This is a genomic window from Paractinoplanes ovalisporus (genome assembly GCF_016834655.1).
In the GTDB taxonomy this organism is placed as follows: Bacteria; Actinomycetota; Actinomycetes; order Mycobacteriales; family Micromonosporaceae; genus Actinoplanes; species Actinoplanes ovalisporus.
Genome location: NZ_JAENHP010000039.1, coordinates 1 through 20,012 on the forward strand (window position 1 = coordinate 1; position 20,012 = coordinate 20,012).

Genomic DNA, 20,012 nt, shown 5'->3' on the forward strand with positions numbered 1-20,012 from the left:
TGCGGGAGACGGTACGGTTCGCTGATGCGGTCGCGGATGCGCCTGGTGTTCTGCTTGAGGTGAGCCCGCATCCGGTCCTGGGTCTCGAGTTGGGCACGCTGCGCCGGGATCAGGGTGACATCTTCGGCGCGGTGGCTGAGGCGTGGACACACGGGGCGACCGTCGACTGGGCCGCGGTCTACGCGGGGCGTGACGTGCGGCGGGTGGTGCTGCCGACGTACCGGTTCCAGCGCCGCCGTTACTGGCTGGACGCCGGCGCACCAGGCTGGCTGGGCGAACCGGTGGAATGGGCGCAGGGCACGTTGTTCGACGGCGACGTTGATGCGGCCTGGCTGGCCGATCACAGCGTCGACGGGGTGGTCCTGGTGCCCGGCACCGGCCAGCTGGAGATGGCCCTGCGGGCCGGCGGTGTGGTCGAGGAACTGACCCTGCGGGCGCCGCTGCGTCCACCGGCGAAGGTGCAGATGGCGGTGGGCCGGCCCGACGACGCGGGCCGGCGGACGGTGTCGATCCACTCCCACGCCGACGGCGAGTGGACGACGCACGCCACCGGCACACTGCTGCCCGATACCGCCGCCGGGCCGGAACGGGACGACAACCCGTGGCCGCCCGCCGGCGCCGAACCGGTGGGGCTCGACGGCGTCTACGAGCGTGCCGCCGCCGCCGGATTCCACTACGGCCCGGCGTTCCGGGGCCTGCGCGCGGTCTGGCGGCACGGCGACGAGATCCTTGCCGAGGTGGTGTTGCCCGAGGACCAGCGGGACGACGCCGCACGGTACGGCTTGCACCCTGCCCTGTTCGACGCCGCCCTGCACGCCGTCGCCCTCGTGCCCGACACCGGTGGCGCCGGTCCCGGCCGCCTGCCGTTCAGCTGGGCCGGGGTACGGCTGCACGCCACCGGCGCGGAATCCCTGCGGGTCCGGGCGACGGTGCACGCCGACGGGTCGATCTCGTTGCGCGCCACCGATTTCACCGGAACTCCCGTCGTCTCGGTCGCCTCGCTGATCACCCGGGAGTTCCGCGCCGCCGGGACCTCTTCCGCCGCCCTGTTCCGGGTCGCCTGGCCCGAACTGGCCGCCGGTGACCACGTGTCCGGCCTGCAGTTCGTGGAAATTCGCGGTGGGGAGCGGGGAACACCGGCCCGGCTGGCCCTCGACCATGTCCAGCGCCATCTCAGCGAGCACCACGACAGCGACCGGGTTCTGGTGATGGTCACCCGCGGTGCGGTTCCGGTCGGCCCGCTCACCGACCTGGCCGCCGCCCCGGTCTGGGGGCTGGTCCGCTCGGCGCAGCGGGAACACCCGGGCCGTTTTGTGCTGCTGGACCTGGATGCCGAGGCGCCGCTGCCCGACCGCATCCCGGCCGGGGAACCCGAACTGGCCCGGCGCGGGACGACCTGGCACGCGCCCCGGCTCGTGCGCCGGTCCGCCACGGCACCCCCGGCCCGGTTCGGGGCCGGGACTGTGCTGATCACCGGCGGCACCGGAACCCTGGGCACACATCTGGTCCGGCACCTGGCCGCCGCCCACGGAGTGCGGGACCTGCTGCTGGTCTCGCGCGGTGGCGTCGCCCCCGACGGGCTGCACAAGGAACTGGCGGCCCTCGGCGCCCGCCTCACGGTCGCCGCCTGTGATGTCGCCGATCGGGCCGCGCTGGCCGCTGTGCTCGACACGATTCCGGCCGACCGCCCCCTCACCGCCGTGGTGCATGCCGCCGGCACGATCGACGACGGGCTGGTCGAGACGATGACCCCGGCCCGGCTCGACCGCGTGGCCCGGCCCAAGGCCGACGGCGCCTGGCACCTGCACGAGCTCAGCCGGGGCCGGGACCTGACGGCCTTTGTGCTGTTCTCCTCCGCGGCCGGTGTCCTCGGCGGGCCGGGACAGGCCAACTACGCCGCGGCCAACGCCTTCCTGGACGCGCTGGCCGTGCACCGCCGGGCCGAAGGGCTACCGGCGACCTCGCTCGCCTGGGGACTCTGGGCCGAGCCGAGCGGGCTCACCGGCCACCTCGGGGAGGCCGGCCGGTCCAGGTTGACCGCCTCCGGGCTGGAGCCGTTGGCCACCGAGGAGGCGTTGGCTCTCTTCGACGACGCGATCGGGGCCGGCGACGCGGCCGTCGTCCCGATCCGCCTGCGGCCGGCCGCTTTCGGCCCGGACGGACCCGCCCTCCTGCGGAGTCTCGCGCCCGCCCGGGCCCGCCCGGCCCTCGCACCGCTCGACCGGCTTCCCGCCGCCCACGACCGGGATTCCGTGCTCGACCTGGTCCGCCGCCACGTCACCGCGGTCCTGCGCCACGACAAACCGGTCGGCATGGACCGCGCCTTCAAGGAGCTCGGCTTCGACTCGATGACCGCCGTCGAACTGCGCAACCGCCTGGCGGCGGCCACCGGTGTCCGGCTGCCGGTCACGGCCGTGTTCGACCACCCCACGCCCGCCCTGCTCGCCGCCCACCTGGCCGGTGCGGCCGAACCCCGGCGAGCCGCGGCGGCCCTGCGCGGCCACGACGAACCGATCGCGATCGTGGCGATGGCCTGCCGCTTTCCGGGCGGGATCACGACGCCCGAGGACCTGTGGAGCCTGATCGCCGAGGGCGCGGAGGTGGCCGGGCCGTTCCCCGCCGATCGGGGCTGGGACCCCACGATGACCGCCCGCAGCGACGTCCGGGTGGGCGGCTTCCTCGACGGCGCGGGCGATTTCGACGCCGGCTTCTTCGGGATCTCGCCGCGGGAGGCGACGGCGATGGATCCGCAGCAGCGGTTGTTGCTGGAGACGGCGTGGGAGGCGTTCGAACGGGCCGGCATCAACCCCCGTTCGCTGCGCGGGAGCCGCACCGGAGTGTTCGCCGGCCTGATGCACCACGACTACGCCGCCCGCCTGCGGGAGATTCCCGAAGACCTCGAAGGCTATCTGGGCAGCGGCAGCGCGGGCAGTGTGGCGAGCGGGCGGATCTCGTACGTGCTGGGTCTGGAGGGTCCGGCGGTCACGGTCGACACGGCCTGCTCGTCGTCGCTGGTGTCGCTGCATCTGGCGGTGCGGGCGCTCCGCGACGGCGAGTGCGACCTGGCCCTGGCCGGCGGCGTCACCGTGATGTCCATGCCGAGCCTGTTCGTGGAGTTCAGCCGGCAGGGCGGGCTGGCCCCGGACGGGCGGTGCAAGCCGTTCGCCGAGGGGGCGGACGGAACGGGGTGGTCGGAGGGCGTGGGTCTGCTGGTCGTGGAACGGCTTTCGGACGCCCGGCGTAACGGTCACCCGGTGCTGGCCGTGGTGCGCGGCAGCGCGGTGAACCAGGACGGCGCGTCGAACGGTCTGACGGCACCCAGCGGCCCGGCTCAGGAACGGGTGATTGTCGAGGCGCTGGCGGACGCACGCTTGTCGCCGGGCGACGTCGATGTGGTGGAGGGACACGGCACGGGGACCCGGCTGGGTGACCCGATCGAGGCGGGTGCGCTGCTCAACACGTACGGCGCCGACCGGGCCGAACCCCTCTGGCTGGGGTCCCTGAAGTCGAACCTCGGCCACACCCAGGCCGCGGCCGGGGTGGCCGGCGTCATCAAGATGGTGCTCGCGTTGCGGCACGGCGTGCTGCCCCGTTCGCTGCATGCGGATCAGCCGTCGTCCCGGGTGGACTGGTCGGCGGGTGCGGTGCGCCTGCTCGCCGACGACATGCCGTGGCCGGCTCGTGACCGCCCCCGCCGGGCCGGGGTGTCGTCGTTCGGCATGTCCGGCACGAACGCCCACCTGATCGTCGAGGAGGCCGCCGCCGAGGAGCCCGCCGACGACTCCGGCCCGGCGGTGCCGTGGGTGGTGTCGGCGGCCTCCGAACAGGCCTTGGCCGAGCAGGTCGCCGCGCTGCGCGGGCTTTCCGGCGTACGGGCTCCGGATGTGGCCTTCACGCTGGCCGCCGGACGGGCCGCACTGCCGGTGCGCTGGGTTTCCGGCGAGGACCTGCCCGTCCGCGCCGGTGACGGCCGGGTGGTCTTCGTCTTCCCGGGTCAGGGCTCGCAGTGGACCGGAATGGGCCTGGAGCTGTGGGACAGCTCGCCGGTGTTCGCGGCGTCGATGCGGGCGTGCGAGGACGCGCTCCGGCCGCACACCGGCTGGTCGTTGCGGGACGCGCTGGCCGGCCCGCTCGACGAGGTGGACGTGGTGCAGCCGGCGCTGTTCGCGGTGATGGTGTCGTTGGCGGCGTTGTGGCGTTCCTACGGTGTCGAGCCGTCGGCGGTGGTGGGCCATTCCCAGGGTGAGATCGCGGCCGCGTACGTGTCGGGCGCCCTGACCCTGGAGGACGCCGCGAAGGTCGTGGCGTTACGCGCGCGGGCATTGCGGGTGATCGCCGGTCGCGGTGGCATGGTGTCGGTGCCGTTCGCCGACGTCGACCCCGGTGAGCTGTCGGTGGCGGCGGTGAACGGACCCGATTCGGTGATCCTCTCCGGTGACGTCGAGGCGGTGGAGCGTTTCCTCGCAGGCGAGCCGAGGGCGCGCCGGATCGCGGTCGACTACGCGTCGCACTCACCGCACGTGGAGGCGGTCCGGGACGAGATCCTGACGGCGTTGCGGGGCATTGAGCCACGCGAGCCCGCGGTGCCGTTCCTCTCGACGGTCAGCCCGGGTGAGGACGTGGTGCTGGACGCGTCGTACTGGTATCGCAACCTGCGGGAGACGGTGCGGTTCGCCGACGCGGTGGCCGGGCTGGACACGCTGATCGAGATCAGTCCGCACCCGGTGCTGGGGCCTGAGCTGAGTTCGCTGCGGCGCGACGACGGTGCCCCGGAGCGTTTCCTCGAGGCGGTGGCGCGGGCCTGGGCGCGGGGTGCCCCGGTGGACTGGACGGCGGTCTTCGCGGGCCGGGACCTGCGGCGGGTGGTGTTGCCGACATACCGGTTCCAACGCCGCCGCTACTGGCTCGACGTGCCGCCGCCGGCCACGGCCGACACCGATTTCTGGGCCGCGGTGGAGGCCGGCGACCTCGACACCCTCGCCGCCGGGGACACCGCGAACCGCGACGCGTGGCAGCGGCTCCGGCCCGCCCTGGCCTCCTGGCGGCAGCGGCACGAGGAGCGCAACGTCATCGGCGGCTGGCTCTACCGCGAGCGCTGGGAGGCGATGCCCCCCGTCCGGCCGGCGCTCACCGGCACGTGGCTCGTGGCCGGTGACGACGGCCGGGGCCTCGCCGACGCCTGTGTCGACGCCCTCCGCGTGGCCGGTGCCGACGCCGGGCGTGCCCTGCCGGACGGCGTGCCGGTCACGAGCGTCCTTTCCCTGCACGCACTGGACGGCGAAGCCGACGCGACAGCGGAAACCTTGGCGCTGCTCGGCACGCCGATCTGGTGCGTCACCCGGGGCGCGGTCTCGACCGGCCCGGACGACCCCCTCACCGACCCCGAGCACGCGCGGTTGTGGGGCCTGGGCCGGGTCGCCGCGCTCGAGGAGCCGTGGGGTGGCCTCGTCGACATCGCCGCCGGCACCAGCGCGGAGGCGCTCGTCGCCGCGCTGGGCGGCCCCGAGGACCAGGTGGCGGTCCGCGGCGCCGGCGTCTACGCCCGGCGTCTCACCGCGGGCCCGCCGGGGGTTTCCCGGCGCAGCTGGAGCCCGTCCGGATCGGTGCTCGTCACCGGCGGCACGGGCGCGCTCGGCGCCCACGTCGCCCGCTGGCTGGCCCGCGCCGGCGCTCCCCGTCTGATCCTGGTCAGCCGGCGCGGTCCGGCCGCACCCGGCGCGGCTGACCTGGTCGCCGAACTGACCGCCCTGGGCAGCCGGGTCATCCTGCGCGCCGCCGACGTGGGGGACCGGGCATCGGTCGCCCGCCTGATCGACGAGGTGCCGGCCGACGCGCCCCTGACCGCGGTCTTCCACACCGCGGGCGTCCTCGACGACGGGCTTCTCACCGGCCTGACACCGCAACGGATCGCCGGCGTCGACCGGGCGAAGGCGGTCGCGGCCCGGCACCTGCACGAGCTCACCGCCCGGCTCGACCTCGACGCCTTCGTGCTGTTCTCGTCGTTCGCCGGGCTCGTCGGCAACGCGGGCCAGGCCGCCTACGCCGCCGCCAACACCTATCTCGACGCGCTCGCCCGGCACCGGCGGGCGACCGGGCTCACCGCGACCTCGGTCGCCTGGGGCGCCTGGGCCGACGGTGGCCTGGCCGGCGGGGAGACGGGGGAACGGCTGCGGCGCCGGGGGATCCGTCCGATGCCGCCCGCTCGTGCGCTCGCCGCCTTGCGGGTCGCCCTCGACGCCGACGAGACCTGCGTCGGTGTGGCCGACATCGACTGGTCCCGTTTCGGGGCGGTGTTCACCGAGGTCCGCCCCAGCCCGCTGCTGCGCGACCTCGTCGTCCCGGCCGGGACCGCCCGGCCGACCTCGGATCTGGCCGCCCGGCTCGGTGCGTGTTCCCCGGCCGAACGTCCGGAACTGCTGCTCGACGCCGTCCGTGAGCAGGCCGCGGTCGTCCTGCGGCACGAGTCACCGGCGGCGGTGGCGCCCGGCCTCGTCTTCCAGGAGCTCGGTTTCGACTCGCTCACCCTGCTGGAACTGCGGAACCGGCTCGCCGTGGTGACCGGGATCCGGCTGGCGCCGTCCGTCCTGTTCGACCATCCGACCCCGGCCGCGCTGGCCGGCCACCTCGACGAACGTCTCGCTCCGGCCGTGCCCCCGGACGGCGGCATCGACGAGTTCGACGCGATGAGCACCGCGGACCTGGTCCGCCTGGCCATGGAGGGCGAGGATCGGTGACCGACGACGCGGACCTGGTGCGGGCACTGCGCACCGCGCTACGGGACAACAAGCGGCTGCGGGCGGAGGCACGCCGGCACAACGAGCCGATCGCCGTCGTGGCGGTGGGATGCCGCTTCCCGGGCGGGGTCACCAGCCCCGACGAGTTCTGGGCGTTGCTGGCCAAGGGCGGCGACGCCGTCGAGCCGTTCCCGGGCGACCGCGGCTGGGCGGTGACGGCGGCCGGCGGCATCACCGAGGGCGGGTTCCTGACCGGCGCGGGCGATTTCGACCCCGGGTTTTTCGGCATCAGCCCGCGCGAGGCCCGGTCGATGGACCCGCAGCAGCGGCTGCTCCTCGAGGTCGCCTGGGAGACGCTGGAGAACGCCGGCATCGACCCGTCCCGGCTGCGGGGCAGCCGCACCGGGGTGTTCACCGGAACCAACGGCCAGGACTACGGCGCTCTCGCTCAGGGCGACCCCGGGGCCGAGGGATATCTGATCACCGGCAACGCGGCCAGCGTGGTGTCCGGCCGGGTGTCGTACACGCTCGGGTTCGAAGGCCCGTCGATCACCGTGGACACCGCGTGTTCGGCGTCGCTGGTCGCGCTGCACCTGGCCGCGCAGTCGCTGCGGCTGGGGGAGTGTGACCTGGCGCTGGCCGGCGGAGCCACGGTGATGGCCACACCGACCGCGTTCGTCGAGTTCGCCCGGCAGGGCGGGCTGGCCCCGGACGGGCGGTGCAAGGCGTTCGCCGACGGCGCCGACGGCACCGCCTGGGGCGAGGGTGTCGGGCTGGTGCTGCTGGAACGGTTGTCGGACGCCCACCGCAACGGGCATCCGGTGATGGCACTGCTTCGTGGCAGCGCGGTCAACCAGGACGGCGCCAGCAACGGGCTGACCGCGCCGAACGGGCGGGCGCAGCAGCGGGTGATCCGCGATGCCCTGGCGAACGCCGGGATCGGCCCCGGCGACGTCGACGCGGTCGAGGCGCACGGCACCGGCACCGCGCTGGGCGACCCGATCGAGGCGGAAGCGCTGATCGAGGTCTTCGGCCGCGACCGGGACCGGCCGCTGTGGCTCGGCTCGGTCAAGTCGAACATCGGGCACACCCAGGCCGCGGCCGGGATCGGCGGGGTCATCAAGATGATCCTGGCCCTGCGGCACGGAACACTGCCGCGCACCCTGCACGCCGAGGAACCCTCGCGGCACGTGGACTGGTCGGCCGGCGCGGTCCGGCTGCTCACCGAGGCGGTGCCATGGCCCGGCCACGGACGGCCCCGCCGGGCGGGTGTGTCGTCGTTCGGGGTGAGTGGCACGAACGCGCACGTTGTGATCGAGGAGCCGCCGGAGCGCGACGCCGGCCCACCGGCCCGCGACAGCGCCGGTCCGGTGCCCTGGCTGCTGTCCGGGCGTTCCGAGCCGGCCCTGCGCGCGCAGGCGGCACGACTGCTGGCCGCCCTCGACGGGCGGGCCGAAGTGCCGGGCCCGGACATCGCCTACACCCTGGCCACCGGCCGGGCCGCGCACCCGGAACGGGCCGTCGTGCTCGGCCGCGACGCCGGCGAGTGGGCCGAAGGGCTCGCGGCTGTCGCGGCGGGCCGCCCGTCACCGGGCGTGCTGCGCGGTGTCGCCGGACGGCACCGGACCGCATTTCTCTTCACCGGGCAGGGCGGCCAGCGGGCCGGGATGGGCCGGGATCTGGCGGCCGCCTTCCCGGTCTTCGCCGACGCCTGGGACGAGACCCTGACCCGGCTGGACGGCGACGAGGTGCGGGTCGCCGGCAACGACACCCTGGCCCGCACGGATCTGGCCCAGAAGGGGCTGTTCGCGTTCGAGGTGGCCATGTGCCGCCTCTGGCAGTCGTGGGGCGTACGGCCGGACTATCTCCTCGGCCATTCGATCGGTGAGCTGGCGGCGGCCCACGTGGCCGGGGTGATGTCCTTGGCCGACGCGTGCCGCCTGGTGGCGGCCCGGGGCCGGTTGATGCGTGCCCTGCCCGCGGGTGGGGCGATGCTGGCCGTGGAGGCCTCCGAGCAGGAGGTCGCCGGGCTGCCGGTGGCGGCGGTGAACGGCCCCGGTTCGGTGGTGATCTCGGGTCCGGAGGCGTTGATCGAGGAGTGCGCGGCGCAGTGGCGGGCCCGCGGCCGGCGGGTGCGCCGCCTGAACGTCTCCCACGCGTTCCACTCGGCCGCGATGGATCCGATGCTGGCCGAGTTCGGCGAGGTGGCCGCCGGGATCCGCTACGAGCGCCCGGACATCGCGGTGGTGTCGAACGTGACCGGGCAGCTCCTCCGCGAGTTCGACGCCGGCTACTGGGTGCGGCACGCGCGGCAGACCGTGCGGTTCGGCGACGGCCTGCACCTGCTGACCGGGCGCGGCGTGTCCGCGTTCCTCGAGGTCGGCCCGGAGGGAGTGCTCTGCGGGCAGGGCCGCGACGGACTGTTCGTGCCGTCGTCGCGCGGTGACCGCGACGAGGTCGCGACGGTGATGACGGCGCTGTCCCGGCTGCACACCGCGGGGGTCGAGGCGGACTGGACCCGGGTGCTCGACCCCCGGCCACCGGTGCCGCTGCCGACCTACCCGTTCCAGCGCGACCGCTACTGGCTCACCCCGGCCCCGGTCCGCTCACCGGACGCCGGCCGGCACTACCAGGTCACCTGGGTGGCGGTGCCCGGCGACGCCCCGGCCCGGCTCGACGGTGTCTGGCTCATCGCCGCGCCCGGCCCCGAGGCGTACGAGCTGGTGGCCCGGGTGCTCACCGAGGCGGGCGCGGACGTGCGTCCTTACGAGCCCGGCATCCCCGCCCGCGGGGTGGTCTCGCTGCTCGACGCGGCCGGCACCAATGACCTCGCCGCCGGCCTCGACGCGCCCTTGTGGATGGTGACCGGTGACGCGGTGGCCGACCCGGAGCAGGCGCAGCGGTGGGGCCTGGGCCGGGTGGTCGGCCTGGAACATCCGGGCCGCTGGGGCGGGCTCGTCGATGTGGCCGACGGCGCCCTCGACCGCCTGCCCGCCGTGCTGGCCGCCCCGGGCGACGAGGACCAGTTCGCCCTGGGCCCCGACGGCACCCGCGTCCGTCGTCTCAACCGGGTCCCGGTCGAGGCGGACGGGCCGGCCTGGACGCCTCGCGGCACGGTCCTGGTGACGGGCGGCACCGGGGCGCTCGGTGGTCACGTCGCCCGGTGGCTCGCCGCCAACGGCGCCGCCCATCTGGTGCTCACCAGCCGGTCCGGGCTTGCCGCCGAGGGGGCCGGAGCCCTGCGCGACGACCTCACCGCGCAGGGCGTGACCGTGACCGTGGCCGCCGGTGACGTCACCGACCCGGCTTTCCTGGGCGCCCTGCTCGCGGAGCATCCGCCGACCGCGGTCATCCACACGGCCGGGACCAGCCGCCCGGCCCCGGTCGGGGATCCCGCGGCCCTGGCCGACGTGCACGGCGCCAAGACCCGCGGCGCCGACCTGCTCGACGAGCTCCTCGACGGCGTACCGCTGGACGCCTTTGTCCTGTTCTCCTCGGTCGCCGGGGTCTGGGGCAGCGCCGGGCAGGCCGGGTACGCGGCCGCCAACGCCCACCTCGACGCCCTGGCCGAGCGCCGGCACGCCCGGGGGCTCGCCGCCACGTCGATCGCCTGGGGGCCGTGGGCGGGCGGCGGCATGGCCGCCGGGGCGGAACAGTTGCTGCGCCGGGGCGGACTGACCCCGATGGCGCCCGCCGCCGCGCTGGAGGCGCTGCGCCGGGCCGTCGGATCGGGCGCGGCGACCCGGGTGGTGGCCGACGTCGACTGGGAGCGGTTCGCCGCCTCGTACACCCTGGCCCGGCCCCGCCCCCTGATCACCGACCTGGTGCCGGCACCGGCCGCCCCGCCCGCCGCGCCCCGCCTCGACCGCCCGGCGCTCGACGTGGTGCGCGAACATGTCGCCGCGGTTCTGCAGATGCCCACCCCGGCCGCCGTCACACCCGACCGGCCGCTGCGGGAGCTGGGCCTGGAATCGCTGACCGCCGTGGAACTGCGCGACGCTCTCGCCGCCGCGACCGGGCTGCGTCTGCCGGCCACCGTCGTCTTCGACCATCCGACCGCGGCCGCCCTGGCCCACCACCTGGAGGCCGAACTGGCCGGGGGCGGACAACCGGCGCCGGCGCCCGCCGCGGCCGTGGTCGAGGACGGCGATCCGATCGTCATCGTCTCCACCGGCTGCCGGTTCCCGGGCCGGGTCCGGTCGTCGGCGGACCTGTGGCGGCTGGTTGCGGCCGGGGCCGACGCGATCGGACCGTTCCCTACCGACCGCGGCTGGGACCTCGACAACCTCTACCACCCGGACCCCGACCACGCCGGCACGAGTTACGCGTCCGAGGGCGGATTCCTCGAGGGCGCCGACCGGTTCGACGCCGCGCTGTTCGGCATCAATCCGCGGGAAGCCCTGGCGATGGACCCCCAGCAACGGCTGCTGCTGGAGACGTCCTGGGAGGTCTTCGAACGGGCCGGGATGGACCCGACGGCACAGTCCGGCGCGCCGATCGGCGTGTTCGTGGGGGCGGCCGGCCAGGGGTACGGGGCCGATCTCACCGAGCTGCCCGACGGTGTGGCCGGCTACCTGCTCACCGGCAACGCCACCAGCATCATCTCCGGACGGCTGGCCTACACGTACGGTCTGGAGGGTCCGGCCCTGACACTCGACACCGCCTGCTCGTCCTCGCTGGTCGCGTTGCACCTGGCCGCCCGCTCGCTGCGGGCCGGCGAATGCGAGCAGGCCCTGGTCGGCGGGGTCATGGTGATGCCGACCCCGCTTCCGTTCGTCGAGTTCAGCCGGCAGCGTGGACTGGCCCCGGACGGCCGGTGCAAGCCTTTCGCCGCCGCCGCCGACGGGACCGGCTGGTCCGAGGGCGCCGGGATGGTGCTGCTGGAGCGGCTCTCGACCGCTCGGCGGCTCGGGCATCCGGTGCTGGCCCGGCTGCGCGGCTCGGCCGTCAACCAGGACGGCGCCAGCAACGGCCTCACCGCGCCCAGTGGCCCGGCCCAGCAGAGGGTGATCCGGCAGGCACTGGCCAACGCCGGTCTGGCGCCGCGAGAGGTCGACGCGGTGGAGGCCCACGGCACCGGCACCCGGCTGGGCGACCCGATCGAGGCGCAGGCGCTGCTGGCCACCTACGGGCGTGACCGGGACACGGATCGGCCGCTGTGGCTCGGTTCGGTGAAGTCGAACATCGGTCACACCCAGGCCGCGTCCGGCATGGCCGGGCTGCTGAAGATGGTGGAGGCGATGCGACAGGGCGTGCTGCCGGCCACCCTGCACGTCGACCGGCCCACCCCGCACGTCGACTGGGCGGCGGGTGCCGTGCGCCTGCTGACCGAGGCCGTCGACTGGCCGGACACCGGCCGCCCGCGCCGCGCCGCCGTGTCCTCGTTCGGTGCCAGCGGCACCAACGCCCACGTGATCCTGGAGGCCGTCGCCGAGCCCGAGCCCGTACCCGCCTCCGCGTCGACCGGCCCGCTGCCCTGGGTCTTCTCGGCCCGCACCGGCGAGGCCCTGCGGGCGCAGGCGGCCCGGCTGGCCGACGAGATCGGCGAGCCCACCGTGGACCATGCCTACTCCCTCGCCACCACCCGGGCCCACCTGCCGCACCGCGCGGTCCTGGTGACCGGCGAGCCCGGCCGGGTGCCGTCCGCGCTGCGGGCGGTGGCCGGTGACGAGGCCGCCGACGGTGTGGTCCGCGGCACTGTGCTGGACAACGCGAACCGGCCCGTGTTCGTCTTCCCCGGACAGGGTTCCCAGTGGCCCGGCATGGCCGTGGACCTGCTGGACACCGCCCCCGTCTTCGCGGCTCGGATGCGGGAGTGCGCCGCGGCCCTGGCCCCGTACGTGGAATGGTCGCTGCTCGACGTCCTGCGGGGCGAAGCGGGCGCCCCCTCGATGACCCGGACCGACGTCGTCCAACCGCTGCTGTTCGCCGTCATGCTCTCGCTGGCCGAACTGTGGCGGGCGCACGGTGTCGAACCGGCCGCGGTGATCGGGCACAGCCAGGGCGAGATCGCCGCCGCCTGCGTGGCCGGTGTCCTCCCGCTGTCCGACGCCGCCCGGATGGTCGCCCGGCGCAGCCAGGCCTTGATGGGGTTGTCCGGCGCCGGAGCCATGGGTTCGGTGCTGATGCCGCACGACGAGCTGATCGCCCGGCTGCCCCGGTGGAACGGCCGGGTCGGTGTCGCCGCGGTCAACGGGCCGTCGTCGGTGATCGTCTCCGGGGACGCCGACGCGGTCGAGGCTCTGCTCGGGCAACTGGCCGGCGAGGGCGTACGGACCCGCCGGATCCAGGCCGACGGGGCCGGACACTCCGCACACCTGGAACCGTTGCGCCCACGGCTCGAAGCCGCGTTCGACGGGATCGTGCCGCGGGCCGCAACCGCCGAGTTCTACTCGACGGTCACCGGCGAACGGATCGACACCGCCGAGCTGGATCCCGGCTACTGGTGGCGCAACGTGCGCGACACCGTCCGGTTCGAGCCTGCCGCCACCGCCCTGATGGCCGCCGGCCACACGGTCTTCCTGGAGATGAGCCCCCATCCGACATTGACGCTCGGCTTGCAGGCGACGGCCTCGGCGGCCGGGCACGAGATCGCGGTGTGCGGCTCGCTGCGCCGCGACGAGGGCGGCCGGCAACGGTTTCTCACGTCAATCGGTGAGGCGTACACGTATGGCGTCGAGGTGGACTGGACGAACGCCTTCGCGGGGCGCGGCGCCCGCCGGACCGCCCTGCCGACCTACGCCTTCCAGGGGCGGCGGTACTGGCTGACGGCCGGGCCGGCCGGCCACCCGATGCTCAGCGCCGCGGTCACCGCGGCCACCACCGGCGACCAGGTCTTTCCCGGCCGGCTCAGCCCACGCGACCTGCCCTGGCTGGCCGACCACGCGGTGCGGGGCACGGTGCTGGTCCCCGGCACGGCCCTTCTCGAGATGGCGCAGCATGCCGCCCACGAGTCCGGTTGCGACCTCGTCGAGGAGCTGGTTCTGCGAGCCCCGCTGGTGCCCGCCACCGATCTCCGGATCCAGGTGGTGGTGGGCCCGGCCGGCCCGGGTGGCGAGCGGCCGCTGTCACTGCACTCGCAGGCTGCCGGCGACGCGGAGTGGACCACCCATGCCACCGGAACCGTGCGGCCCGGTCACGAGGCTCCCCGCTTCGACCTCTCGGTGTGGCCACCGGCGGATGCCGAGCCGGTGCCGATCGACGGCCTCTACGACCGGCTCGCGGCGACGGGCCAGGAGTACGGACCCGCGTTCCAGGGCCTGCACGGGGTCTGGCGCCGCGACGACGAGATCTTCGCCGAGGTGCGGGCCGGGGACAGCGACACCGCCCGGTACGGGTTGCACCCCGCGTTGCTCGACGCCGCCCTGCACGCCGTGGCGGCGGTCGAGACCACCGGACCGCCCCGGCTGCCGTTCGCCTGGGCCGGTGCGCGGCTGTACGCCTCCGGCGCGGCCGCGCTCCGGGTCCGGCTGGTCCTCTCGCCGTCCGGGGAGATCGCTGTTCAGGCCGCCGACGAGGGCGGCCGCCCGGTCGCCGCGATCGACGCGCTGACGACCCGGGAGATCACGCCCGCTCTGTCCGCGGCCCGGCCCCGGCCGGACGCCCTGCACCGGGTCGACTGGGTCGCCAGGCCGCTCACCGGTGAGCGGCCGGACGAGCCGTGGGCGCTCGGGGACGACGATCTGGGGGCCGGCGCCGCCCTGTTCTCCGACGGGGTCCGCCTGGCCGCGGACAACGACCCGGATCCCACTGTCACGGTTGTGGCCGTCGGCAGTCCGGTGACCGGGCCGGAGGTCGCGGCGACCCACGACGCGGTGCACCGGATGTTCGGGATCGTCCGGTCCGCGCTGCCGACCGGCTCGCACCTGGTGGTGGTGACCCGGGGGGCGGTGGCCGTCGGTGACCGGGCAGCCACCGACCTCGCGTACGCACCGGTCTGGGGGTTGCTGCGGTCGGCTCAGACCGAGAACCCGGGGCGGATCACCATGGTGGACGTCGACGGGGATGCGCCGGCCGGTTTGGCGGCCGTGGTGACCGGCGCCCGGGCCGCGGGGGAGTCGCAGGTCGCGCTCCGGGACGGGGTCGCCTACGTCCCCCGGCTGGTCCCGCACACCGCACCGGGTGTGCTCGAACCGCCGCCGGGCGCCGCGGCCTGGCGGGTCGAGGTCGCCGGAACGGATGGGACCGGTGTGGACGACCTCGTGCTCGGGCCGGCTCCGGAGGCGGAGGCACCCCTCGCGGCCGGTCAGGTCCGGGTGGCCGTGCAGGCCGCCGGGGTGAACTTCCGCGACGTGCTGATCACCCTCGGCATGTATCCCGAGCGGTCCCGGCTCGGCGGTGAGGGCGCCGGCATCGTCCTGGAGACCGGACCGGACACCCCCGGGCTGCGGCCGGGCGACCGGGTGTTCGGGCTCTTCGCGGAATGCGGCGCCTTCGGCCCGGTCGCCGTCACCGACCACCGGGTGCTGGCGCCGATCCCGGACGGCTGGTCGTTCACCGAGGCGGCCACCGCGCCGGTCGCCTACCTCACCGCCTATCTCGGCCTGGTCGAGCTGGCCGGCCTGCGCGCCGGTGAGTCCGTGCTGATCCACGCAGCCACCGGTGGTGTCGGCACCGCCGCGGTGCGGATCGCCGAGCATCTCGGCGCCCGGGTCTACGCCACGGCCGGCCCGGCCAAATGGCCGGCGCTGCGGGCGGCCGGGCTGCCGCCGGAGCGGATCGCCTCCTCGCGCGACCTGGCCTTCGAGGAGAGCCTGCGACAAGCGACCGGCGGACGCGGGGTCGACGTCGTGCTCAACTCCCTCGCCGGTGAGTTCGTCGACGCGTCGCTGCGGCTGCTCCCACGCGGTGGACGGTTCCTCGAGATGGGCAAGACCGACCTGCGCGACCCGGCGGCCGTGCCCGCCGGGATCACGTACCGGGCGTTCGACCTCAACGAGTTCGGCCCGGACCGCCTCGGCGCGATACTGCGGACGCTGCTCGGCTGGTTCTCCGGCGGAGCGCTGCCGCCGCTGCCGCTGCGGCGGTGGGACGTCCGGCGGGCACCGGCCGCGCTGCGGCACGTGAGCCAGGCCCGGCACATCGGTAAGGTGGTGCTGACCGTCCCCGCCCTCGATCCGGACGGCACCGCCCTGGTCACCGGGGCCACCGGCACGCTCGGCCGGCTGCTGGCCCGGCACCTGGTCACCGCCCACGGCGTCCGGAAGCTGTTGCTGCTCAGCCGCCGGGGCATCGCGCCCGGCCTGGTCGAGGAGCTGACCGCCCTCGGCGCGGAGGTGACGCTGAGGGCCTGCGACGTGGCCGACCGGGCCGCCCTGGCCGCGGTCCTGGCCGATCACCCGGTGCACGCCGTCTTCCACACCGCCGGCGTGCTCGACGACGGCTTGGCCGTCGCACAGACCCCGGAGCAGATCGAGCGGGTTCTCCGGCCCAAGGTCGACGGCGCGGTCCACCTGCACGAGCTGACCGGCGAGCTGCGGGCGTTCGTGCTGTTCTCGGCCGCGTCCGGTGTGCTCGGTGGGCCCGGGCAGGCCAACTACGCGGCCGCGAACACCTTTCTGGACGCGCTTGCCGGGCACCGCCGTTCCCTGGGGCTGTGCGGCACGTCGCTCGCCTGGGGGCTGTGGGCGCCGGAGAGCGGGATGGCCGAGCTGAGCGCGGCCGATCGGCGGCGTATGGCGCGCGGCGGCGTTCTGCCGATCGCCGCCGACCATGGAGTCGCCCTGCTCGACGCGGCGCTCATCCGCGACGAGCCGCTCCTGGCGCCGGTCCGGTTCGACCGGCCGGCCCTCCGGGCGCAGGGACCGGCGTTGCCCCCGTTGCTGCGGGGTCTGGTCGGCGCGAGTGCCCGTCGGCGTGTCGATCAGGGTGGGGGAGCGGCCCCCGACGGAGGTGCGACGCTGCGCCGCCGGCTGAGCGGTCTGCCGCCGGCGGAGCGGGAGGCCGAGATGCTTTCCCTCGTACGCGTCCAGGCCGCCACCGCGCTCGGCCACGACGACCCGGAAGCCGTCACCGCGGCCGGTGCGTTCCTGGAACTGGGATTCGACTCGCTGACCGCGGTGGAACTGCGGAACCGGTTGTCCGCGGCCACCGGCCTGCGGCTGGCCCCCGCCCTCGTCTTCGACCACCCGACACCGGCCGCGCTCGCCGGTTTCCTGCTGGCCGAGCTCCGGCCGGAGGACGCGGCGGCCAGTCCGGCGCCGACCGGCGGTGACCGCGCGACCGGTCTGTGGCCGCTGTTCCAGGCCGCGGTGCGGACCGGCCGGGTACCACAGTTCGTGGCCTCGTTGCGCCCGCTCGCGGACTTCCGGTCCACCTTCACCGGCGACACGACCGGTATCTCCGGCCCGGTCCGCCTGGCTCGCGGCGGCGCTCCCGCCCTGGTCTGCCTCCCGCCGATGGTCGGGCGTTCGGGCCCGCACCAGTACGCCCGGTTCGCCGCCGGTCTGCGCGACCGGCGTGACGTGTCGGTTCTGCCGCACCCCGGCTTCCGTTCCGGTGAACCTCTGCCCGCCGATCGTGAGGCGCTGGTCCGGGCGCACGCCGAGGCCACGCTCGGGCTGGCCGCCGGTCGTCCGTTCGTCCTGGCCGGATACTCGTCCGGCGGCCTGGTGGCACACGCCGTCGCCGCCGAGCTGGAGCGGCGGGGCGAGCCGCCCCAAGCCGTGGTCCTCCTCGACACCTACCGGCCGGACGCCGGGGAACGGTTCGACGAGTTGATCCCGCGGGTGCTGGACGGCCTGCTCGCCCGGCAGACCCGGATGGCCGGTGACGGCGCGGAGGCCGGTGGCGACGCCTGGCTCACCGCGATGGCCCGCTATCTGCAGTTCGACTGGACGCCGGCCACGCTCGGCGTTCCAGTCCTGCTGGTACAGGCCGCGGACCCGATGCCCGGCACCACCGGTGACGGCTGGCGGGCCGGCTGGCCGGGCGCCGGGACCACGCTCACGGTCCGCGGCGACCACTTCACGATGCTCGAAACGCACGCGGCGGGCACGGCCGGTGCCGTGCACGAATGGCTCAGCCAACGGGGAGGCACACAATGACGGCCGCGCACTTCGAACCCGGTGACATCCCGCCGCTGGGCGTGATACCCCGCCGGATGTACGCCTCGGTGATCCGTCCGGAACGGTACGGCCCGCCGGCCGAGGCGTTCCGCACCGAGCTGGTCGACGTCCCGCCGCTCGGGCCCGGGCAGGTGATGGTGATGGTGATGGCCGCGGGCGTCAACTACAACAACGTCTGGGCCGCCCTCGGCAAACCCCTCGACGTGATCGCCGCCCGGAGCCGCCACGACCGCACCGGGTTCCACATCGGTGGCTCCGAAGGCGCCGGGGTCGTGTGGGCGGTGGGCGAGGGAGCCCGCCAGGTCAAGCCGGGTGATCATGTGGTGCTCTCCGGCTGCCGGTGGGAGGAGTCGGCCGCCGACATCCGGGCCGGCGCCGACCCGATGACCTCGTCCACCCAACGGGTCTGGGGTTACGAGGAGAACTACGGCTCCTTCGCCCAGTTCACCGTCGTCGACGAGTACCAGTGCCATCCCAAACCGCCGGGACTCACCTGGGAGGGCGCCGCCGCGTACCTGCTGACCGGCGCCACCGCCTACCGTCAGCTCTGCGGCTGGCCGCCGCACGTGGTCGGCCCGGGTGATCCGGTGCTGATCTGGGGCGGGGCGGGCGGTCTGGGCTCGATGGCGATCCAGATCGTCCGGGAGCGCGGCGGCATCCCGGTCGCCGTCGTCTCCAGCGACGACCGCCGGGAGTACTGCCTGCGTCTGGGGGCGGCCGGCGTGATCGACCGGCGCGAGTTCGACCACTGGGGCCGCCTGCCGGACATCGGCGACGAGGCCGCGATGGGCACGTGGCTCAAGCAGGTGCGCGGGGTGGGGCAGCGGTTCTGGGAGGTGCTCGGCGAGAAGCGGGCCCCGCGGATCGTCCTCGAACACCCGGGCCAGGACACCATTCCGACCTCGATGTACCTGTGCGACACCGCCGGCATGGTCGTCATCTGCGGCGGCACGAGCGGCTACCACGCCGATGTCGACCTGCGGTTCCTGTGGATGCGGCAGAAGCGCCTGCAGGGCTCGCACTTCGCCAACGTGGCCGAGTGCCGGGCGATCACCGCGCTGGTCGCGGCCGGGCGGGTCGACCCCTGCCTGTCCTGGGTCGGATCGCTGGACGAGGTCGGCCCGGCGCATCAGATGATGTTCGACAACACGCAGCCGCCGGGCAACCTGGCCGCCCTGATCAACGCGCCCCGGGCCGGAATGACCACCCTGACCGGGTGAGCGGCGGCGGCCCGGTCATCGCGCCGGGCCGAGGACCCGCCGCAGCAGCCGGGGCGGCTGGGCGCGCCGGCGCCACTCGCGCGGGTAGCCCAGGGAGACCTCCTCGAAGTGCACGCCGTCGTAGCGGGCGGCACGGGGGATGTGCAGGTGCCCGTAGACCGCCGCCACGGCCCGGAAGCGCACGTGCCAGTCGGCGGTGCGCTCGGTGCCGCACCACTGCGCGAACTCGGGGTGCCACAGGACGTCGGTCGGTTGCCGGACCAGCGGCCAGTGGCTGAGCAGGACCGTGGGCAGCGCCGGATCGATCGCGGCCAGCCGGCGTTCGGTCAGCGTGACCCGGTCCCAGCACCACGACTCCCGATCCGGGTACGGGTCCGGATACAGCAACATCTCGTCGGTGCAGACCACGCCCGCGTCGTACGCCTTGCGCAGCGACTCCTCCTTGGTACTGGTGCCGGGCGCGCGGAACGAATAGTCGTAGAGCAGGAACAGCGGGGCGATGACAACCGGACCGCCGGCGCCGTTCCAGACCGGGTAGGGATCCTCCGGGGTGATCACCCCGTTGTCGCGGCACATCCGCACCAGTGCCCGGTACCGCGGCTCGCCGCGCAGCTGGACCGGGTCGTGCGGATGGCACCAGAGCTCGTGGTTCCCCGGTGCCCAGACGACCGTGTCGAATCGCCGGCGCAGCAACTGCAGCGTCCGCTGCACGTCGTAGAACAGATCGGCGACGTCACCGCCGACCAGCAGCCAGTCGTCGTCGGACTCGGGCTCCAGCCGATCGACCATTCTCTGGTTGTCCGCGTACGAGACGTGCAGGTCACTGACGGCGAACAGTGATCCCGGTTCAGGCAATGGGGATACCTCTCTGTGACGGATCGAGCCGGCCGAACCCATCACTCCTGGTTTGCGTGCCGGAACTGTCGGTCACGCTAAGCAGCTCTGTCCCTCAGGGACAGAGCTGCTTCAAATACTCCTATGTGGCTTGCTCG

4 protein-coding genes are annotated in these 20,012 nt (G+C 74.7%); 3 read left to right on the forward strand and 1 reads right to left on the reverse strand.

Annotated features, from left to right (window positions below; all coding sequences use genetic code 11):
• Positions 1-59 precede the first annotated feature (59 nt).
• Genes JIG36_RS49880 through ccrA form a run of 3 tightly spaced genes read left to right on the forward strand, consistent with a single transcriptional unit; the run spans position 60 to position 19,020 of the window.
• Complete coding sequence (locus JIG36_RS49880; protein WP_203383982.1) at positions 60-6,734, forward strand: type I polyketide synthase; 6,675 nt, start codon at positions 60-62, stop codon at positions 6,732-6,734.
• On the forward strand, positions 6,731-17,779 hold the full coding sequence (locus JIG36_RS49885; RefSeq protein ID WP_203383983.1) for a type I polyketide synthase: 11,049 nt from the start codon (positions 6,731-6,733) through the stop codon (positions 17,777-17,779). The genes JIG36_RS49880 and JIG36_RS49885 overlap by 4 nt, the downstream gene beginning before the upstream one ends.
• The gene (gene ccrA, locus JIG36_RS49890) at positions 17,776-19,020 is read left to right on the forward strand and encodes a crotonyl-CoA carboxylase/reductase (RefSeq protein WP_203383984.1); all 1,245 of its coding nucleotides are present in this window, start codon (positions 17,776-17,778) and stop codon (positions 19,018-19,020) included. The genes JIG36_RS49885 and ccrA overlap by 4 nt, the downstream gene beginning before the upstream one ends.
• 15 nt (positions 19,021-19,035) lie before the next feature.
• Here ccrA and JIG36_RS49895 read toward each other — a convergent pair whose 3' ends face one another.
• On the reverse strand, positions 19,036-19,917 hold the full coding sequence (locus JIG36_RS49895) for a metallophosphoesterase family protein (RefSeq protein ID WP_203383985.1): 882 nt from the start codon (positions 19,915-19,917) through the stop codon (positions 19,036-19,038).
• Positions 19,918-20,012: the final 95 nt, after the last annotated feature.